General features: G+C 70.0%; 5 protein-coding genes. 2 read left to right on the plus strand and 3 right to left on the minus strand.

Annotated elements, in window-relative coordinates; genetic code table 11:
- A partial coding sequence (locus C1I99_RS28620) for a metallophosphoesterase (protein WP_111137316.1) occupies window positions 1-881 on the minus strand: 881 nt, incomplete at its 3' end.
- A gap of 25 nt (window positions 882-906) precedes the next feature.
- On the opposite strand from C1I99_RS28620, the gene C1I99_RS28625 reads away from it, so the two are divergent.
- A complete protein-coding gene (locus C1I99_RS28625) occupies window positions 907-1,362 on the plus strand; it encodes a GatB/YqeY domain-containing protein (protein ID WP_111137317.1) in 456 nt (151 codons plus the stop codon).
- 84 nt (window positions 1,363-1,446) lie between these two features.
- Here C1I99_RS28625 and C1I99_RS28630 read toward each other — a convergent pair whose 3' ends face one another.
- Window positions 1,447-3,894 (minus strand): penicillin-binding protein, encoded by a 2,448-nt coding sequence (locus tag C1I99_RS28630; protein WP_111137318.1) that lies wholly within the window; start codon window positions 3,892-3,894, stop codon window positions 1,447-1,449.
- 403 nt (window positions 3,895-4,297) lie between these two features.
- Between C1I99_RS28630 and C1I99_RS28635 the strand changes: the two genes are divergently transcribed.
- Window positions 4,298-4,615 (plus strand): WhiB family transcriptional regulator, encoded by a 318-nt coding sequence (locus C1I99_RS28635; RefSeq protein WP_111137319.1) that lies wholly within the window; start codon window positions 4,298-4,300, stop codon window positions 4,613-4,615.
- A 6-nt stretch (window positions 4,616-4,621) separates the two neighbouring features.
- On the opposite strand, the gene bagB is transcribed toward C1I99_RS28635, so the two are convergent.
- Window positions 4,622-5,679 (minus strand): ArsA family ATPase (bagB, locus tag C1I99_RS28640; protein ID WP_111137320.1); only part of this gene is annotated, 1,058 nt, incomplete at its 5' end.

Below are 5,679 nucleotides of genomic sequence, written 5' to 3' on the forward strand. Positions count from 1 at the left end.
AGGGTGAGGAGGCTGGCCTCCGGCGGGCAGGCGAAGCGGACCGGGGCGGTGGGGTGCGTGCCCAGGCCGGCGGAGACGTGCAGCCAGGAGTTGGAGCCCGGCCAGCGGTGCAGCCCCTTCGCCATCGAGCGGGGCAGCCCGCAGTTGGTCACCAGCGCCCCGACGCCGGGTACGCAGACCTGGCCGCCGTGGGTGTGCCCGGCGAGCAGCAGCCCGAAGCCGTCGGCGGCCATCTGGTCGAGCACGGCCGGCTCGGGGGAGTGGCTGAGCGCGATCGACAGGTCCGCCGAGGGCGACACCGGGCCGGCCACCGCGGCGTAGTCGTCCCGCTCGACGTGCGGGTCGTCCACGCCGACCAGCTCGACCGCCCGGCCGCCGGCCTTGAGGGTGGTGCGGGCGTTGTTGAGGTCCACCCACCCGGCGCCGGTGAGGACCTCGCGCAGCTCCTCGAACGGCAGGTCGACGCCCTCGGTGTACTCCCGGTCGGGGAGGAAGTAGGTGAACGGGTTCTTCCAGACCGGCCCGGTGTAGTCGTTGGAACCGAAGACGAAGGCGCCCGGGTAGTCGAGCAACGGTTGCAGGGCGCGCAGCACGCCGGGCACGGCGCCGGGGTGCGCCATGTTGTCGCCGGTCACCACGACAAGGTCGGGGTCGAGTGCGGCCAGCGACGCCACCCAGCCCTGCTTGCGCCGCTGGTCGGGCATCATGTGCAGGTCGGACAGGTGCAGCACGCGCAGCGGTTCGGCGTCGGCCGGCAGCACCGGGACGTCGTACCGCCGCAGGGTGAACATGTTGCGCTCGACGAGCGACGCGTATGCCAGGGTGGCCGCGCCGACCGCGGCGGTTCCGGCCGCAAGCCGGAATAGTGTGCGCTTTCGCATGACGTTCAGGGTAGTTTGACCGTCCATGAGCACGCTGAAGGACCGGCTGACCGCCGACATGCGCAACGCCCTCAAGGCACGCGACGAGCTGACCACCTCCACGCTGCGGATGGCGCTCGCGGCCGTCGGCAACGCCGAGGTCGCCGGTAAGGCCAAGCGCGAGCTCACCGACGACGAGGTGCTCGGGGTGCTGACGAAGGAGGCGAAGAAGCGGCGTGAGGCGGCGACCGCGTTCGCCGACGCGGGGCGTACCGAGCAGGCCGCGAGGGAGACCGCCGAGGGCGAGGTGCTGGAGCGCTACCTGCCGAAGCAGCTCTCCGACGCCGAGATGACGGAGCTGGTCGCGGGGGCGCTCGCCGCGGGCGGCTTCACCGGCAAGGCCCAGATGGGCCCGGCCATGAAGGCGGCGCAGGCCGCGGTGGCCGGCCGGGCCGAGGGGGGTCGGGTGGCCGCGGAGGTACGCCGGCAGCTCGGTCTCTGAGCACCGGGCACCGCAGCGCAGCGGTACGACGAACGGGCGGTCACCCCACCTGGGGTGACCGCCCGTCGCGGTGCTGGCTGCCGGTCAGCCGTTGGGGCGACCCGGGGGACGGCCGGGATTGGTCGGTGCGCCTCCTGGGCCGCCCGGCGTGGTGTCCGAGCCGGGCGTGCTGCCCCCGCCGCTGCTGACCTGGATGGTGACCACGCCGCCCTTGATGGTCCGGCCGCTCGGGCTGGTGCCGGCGGCGGTGCCCGGCGGGCAGTTGGAGGTCACCCGGACGTCGGAGACGATCGCGTCGAAGCCGGCGCCTTCGATCCGGGACTTCGCCCGGTCCAGCGCCAGGCACTTCACGTCGGGGATGGAGCGCTGGTCACCCTCGGAGATCTTCTTGCCCGGCGGTTCGAAGTTGATCCGCGGCTTGCCCTTCATCGCCGCCTTCAACGTCTCGTACACCGGCGGGTTGATGCCGTCGGTCTGGTTGTGCTTCATCTTGACGTTGGTCTGCGGCCAGTCCGGGTCGGCCATGATGCCGGCCACCGCGTACTGCTTGGTCATCGCGACCAGGGAGGCGGTCTTCTCGGAGTCGGTGGTGCCGGACTTGCCGGCCACCGGCGCGTCGACGATGCCCTTCACCGTCCGGGCGGTACGGCTGCCGCCGCACTTGCTGGTCGAGGAGTTGTCGCCGACCGGGCAGCGGGCGGCGTCCACGGCGGCGCGGGCCACCTCGGTGCTGATCCGCTTCTCGCAGCGCGGGTTGGCGATGTCGAGCTTCTTGCCCTCCGGGTCCTTGATCTCCTGCACCGGGATCGGCTCGCAGTACTTGCCGTCGGCGGCGAGGGTGGCGTACGCGTTGGCCAGCTCCAGCGGGGTGGTCTGCGAGACACCGAGGGTGAAGGCGCCCCACTGGTGGGCAGCCTCCTTGGTGGACCCTAACTTCGCGTCCTCGCTCTGCCGGAACTGGATGCCGAGCCGCTTGGCCGCGTCGACGACGTTCTCCGCGCCGACCTGCTGCTGCAGCGGCACAAAGTAGGTGTTGATCGAGGCGCTGAAGGCGCTCCACATGTTCTGCACGCCGCCGGCCTTCTTGCCGGAGTTGGTTGGGCAGTAGAAGTGCGTGCCGGGGCACGCGGCGGGGCTCCTGCTGTTGATGATGTACTCCGACTTGAACGTCTGCGGAGCGTTGATGGTGTAGCTGAGCGGGATGCCCTTTTCCAGCGCGGCCACGATGGTGAAGATTTTGAAGGTCGAGCCGGCCTGGTACCCGGTGATGCCGTCGCCGCCGGTGAGCAGCGGGTTCACCGTGTTCGGGTAGTTGCCGAGCTTGCCCTTCTTCCGCTGCTTCGGGTCGCTGTGCGGCTTGTTGGTCGGCTTATTCGGGTCGTCCAGCTTGAAGTTGCGGTTCACCGCCAGCGCCCGGACCCGGCCGGTGCCCGGCTCGACGACCGCCACCATGGCGGCCTCCTTGGCGGTCTCCTTCTTGGCCTTGCGGACGGCCTTGTCCGCGCCGCGCTGCGCCTGGGGGTCGAGGGTGGTGACGATGGTGTAGCCGCCGCTCTTCAGCCGCCGCTCCCGGTCGTACGAGGTCGAGCCGAATTCGGGCTGCTGCATCCACCAGCGGTAGAAGTAGTCGCAGAAGAAGCCCCACCCCTTCTCGTTGGTGGAGACGCAGCCGTTGGGCGCCCGCTTGCCCTTGACCTCCAGCTTGACCGCCTTGGCAGCCTCGCCCTCCTCCTTGCTGATGGCGCCGATCTCGACCATGTTGTTGATGACGTAGTCGCGCCGGGCCACTGCCAGCGGGTAGCCGCTCTTGGTGGTCGGGTCGAACGAGCTGGGTGCCTTGACCAGGCCGGCCAGCATCGCCGCTTCCTCGATTTTCAGGTTCTTCGGGTGCTTGTTGAAGTAGACCTGGCTGGCGGCGTAGATGCCGTACGCGCCGTTGCCGAACGCGGCGATGTTGAGGTAGCGCTCCAGGATCTCGTCCTTGGAGAGCTCCTTGTCGATCTGGATGGCGTAGCGCATCTCGCGCATCTTGCGGGCGCTGGTGTCCTCGGTCGCCGCCACCACGTCGGCCGGGTGGGTCGCCGAGTACGCGATGGCCAGCCGGACGTACTGCATGGTGAGCGTCGAGGCGCCCTGCCGGTCGGCGGTGCCGGAGCTGTTGTTGACGAAGGCGCGCGCGACCCCGTTGAGGTCGACCCCGTTGTGCTTGTAGAAGTCGTGGTCCTCGGCCGCGATGATCGCTTTCTGCATGATCGGCGAGACGTCGGACAGCTTCACGTCGCGGCGGTTCTCGTCGTACATCGTGGCGAGCGGTGTCTTGCCGTCGGCGGCGAGCAGGTAACTGATCTGTGGCGCGCGGGCCACCGTCAGCTCCTTCGGCAACGCGCCGAAGGTCTCGGCGCCGGCCTTGGCGGCCAGCCCGGACATCGCCACCGCGGGGAAGGCCGCCGCCGCGACCACCACGCCGGCCAACAGGCCACAGATAAGCAGCGATGCGGCGTTGGTCAGCACATTGTGGTCACGTTTCCGCATCCAGGTCACCTCGACAGGGTACGCGTACAGGGAACGAGGGGCGCTGGGGCCTTCTTTCCCCATTTCCTGCGCGCGCCACCCTCGTTGTGCTAAACGCACGACCCCCGGTGCGTGGTTGCGTCAACCCGGCGCCGAGTCTCCTCCTCGTAGGAGTGGCTCGCAGCGTTTTCGGGGACTCCGGCGGGGTATCCGGCGGTCGCGAGCCCGGGAAGCCGGGAGTGTCCGAAATGATGGATTTGGCCGACAACGTTGCGTAATCGGGTGACTACAGAGCATGATGGGAGCGGCGACAGAGCCACATGTCGTCCGTGCCGCCTTGGGGAAGGCCGGCCGGGCGATCGGGGGGAATTGCCGGCTGGTCCGCGACGAGGTCGGTAGGTACTGCAAGGGGGGACGTGTACAGATGGGCATGATCACTGACTGGCCGTCGCTGGCGGCGTGTCAGAACGGGGACCCGGACGCGTTGTTCGTACAGGGCGCCGAACAGAACGTGGCGAAGCGGATCTGCCGGAGCTGCCCAGTCCGGTACGAGTGCCTGGCCGACGCGCTGGACAACCGGATCGAGTTCGGAGTGTGGGGTGGCATGACCGAACGCGAACGCCGGGCGCTGCTGCGCCGTCACCCTCAGGTGACGAGCTGGCGCAAGATGTTCGAGGCGGCGATGAAGAAGAACGCCAAGGACAAGGCCGGCAAGGACAAGATCCTGGTCACCGCCGGCTGACGCGGGTCACGGCCGGCTGATCGCCGCGCCGATCGTCCGCAGCCCGTCGACGTCGTGCACGTCGGCGGGCTGCGCCGTCACCGACACCGCCGGCACCGCCGGGAACGCCTCGGTGAACCGCGCCGCGACCTGCTGCTCGCGTACCGCCAGCTGGACCAGTGCGGCGTGGGCCCGCAGCACGTCGACGGTGCCCTCGTGCCCACCCAGCTCCGCCAGCCGCTCAGCGGCGGCGAGGCTCTCCCGCGCGCCCAGCCCCGGCACCGCGGGCCGGTGCACCCGGTTGAGCACCATACCGGCCAGCGGCATCTTCTCCTCCCGCAGCCGGCCGGCGAAGTAGGCGGCCTCCCGCACCGCGTCCGGCTCCGGTGCCGCGACCAGCAGGAACGCCGTCTCCCGCGCCTGCAGGATGCGGTACGTCTGCTCCGCGCGCTGCCGGAAGCCGCCGAACATCGAGTCGAGCGCGGCGACGAAGCCGGAGAGGTCGGTCAGCAGCTGCGCCCCGATGATCTTCTGCACCACCTTGGAGAACATGCCGAACGAGGCGGTGACGAGGCTGAACATGCTCCGCCCCCCGCTCCGCGCGGGGGCCAGCAGCAGCCGCAGCATCCGCCCGTCGAGGAAGCGGGAGAGCCGGGCCGGGGCGTCGAGGAAGTCCAGTGCGGAGCGGGACGGCGGGGTGTCCACCACGATCAGGTCCCACTCGCCCCGGGCGTGCAGCTGGCCCAGCTTCTCCATGGCCATGTACTCCTGCGTGCCCGCGAACGTCGAGCTCATCGCCTGGTAGAAGGGATTGGCGAAGATCTCCGCCGCCTTCGCCGGATCGGTGTGCTGGAGCACCACGTCGTCGAAGGTGCGCTTCATGTCGAGCATCATGGCGTGCAGCTCACCGCCGCTGGCCTCGACGTCGATCCCCTTCACCTGGCGCGGGGTGTTGTCCAGCTCGGTCAGGCCCAGCGACTGGGCCAGCCGGCGGGCCGGGTCGATGGTGAGCACCACTGTCCGTCGGCCGTGCCGCTCGGCGGCGCGCAGCGCGAGCGCGGCCGCCGTGGTCGTCTTTCCCACCC

It is taken from the genome of Micromonospora deserti (genome assembly GCF_003236335.1).
Lineage (GTDB): Bacteria > Actinomycetota > Actinomycetes > Mycobacteriales > Micromonosporaceae > Micromonospora > Micromonospora deserti.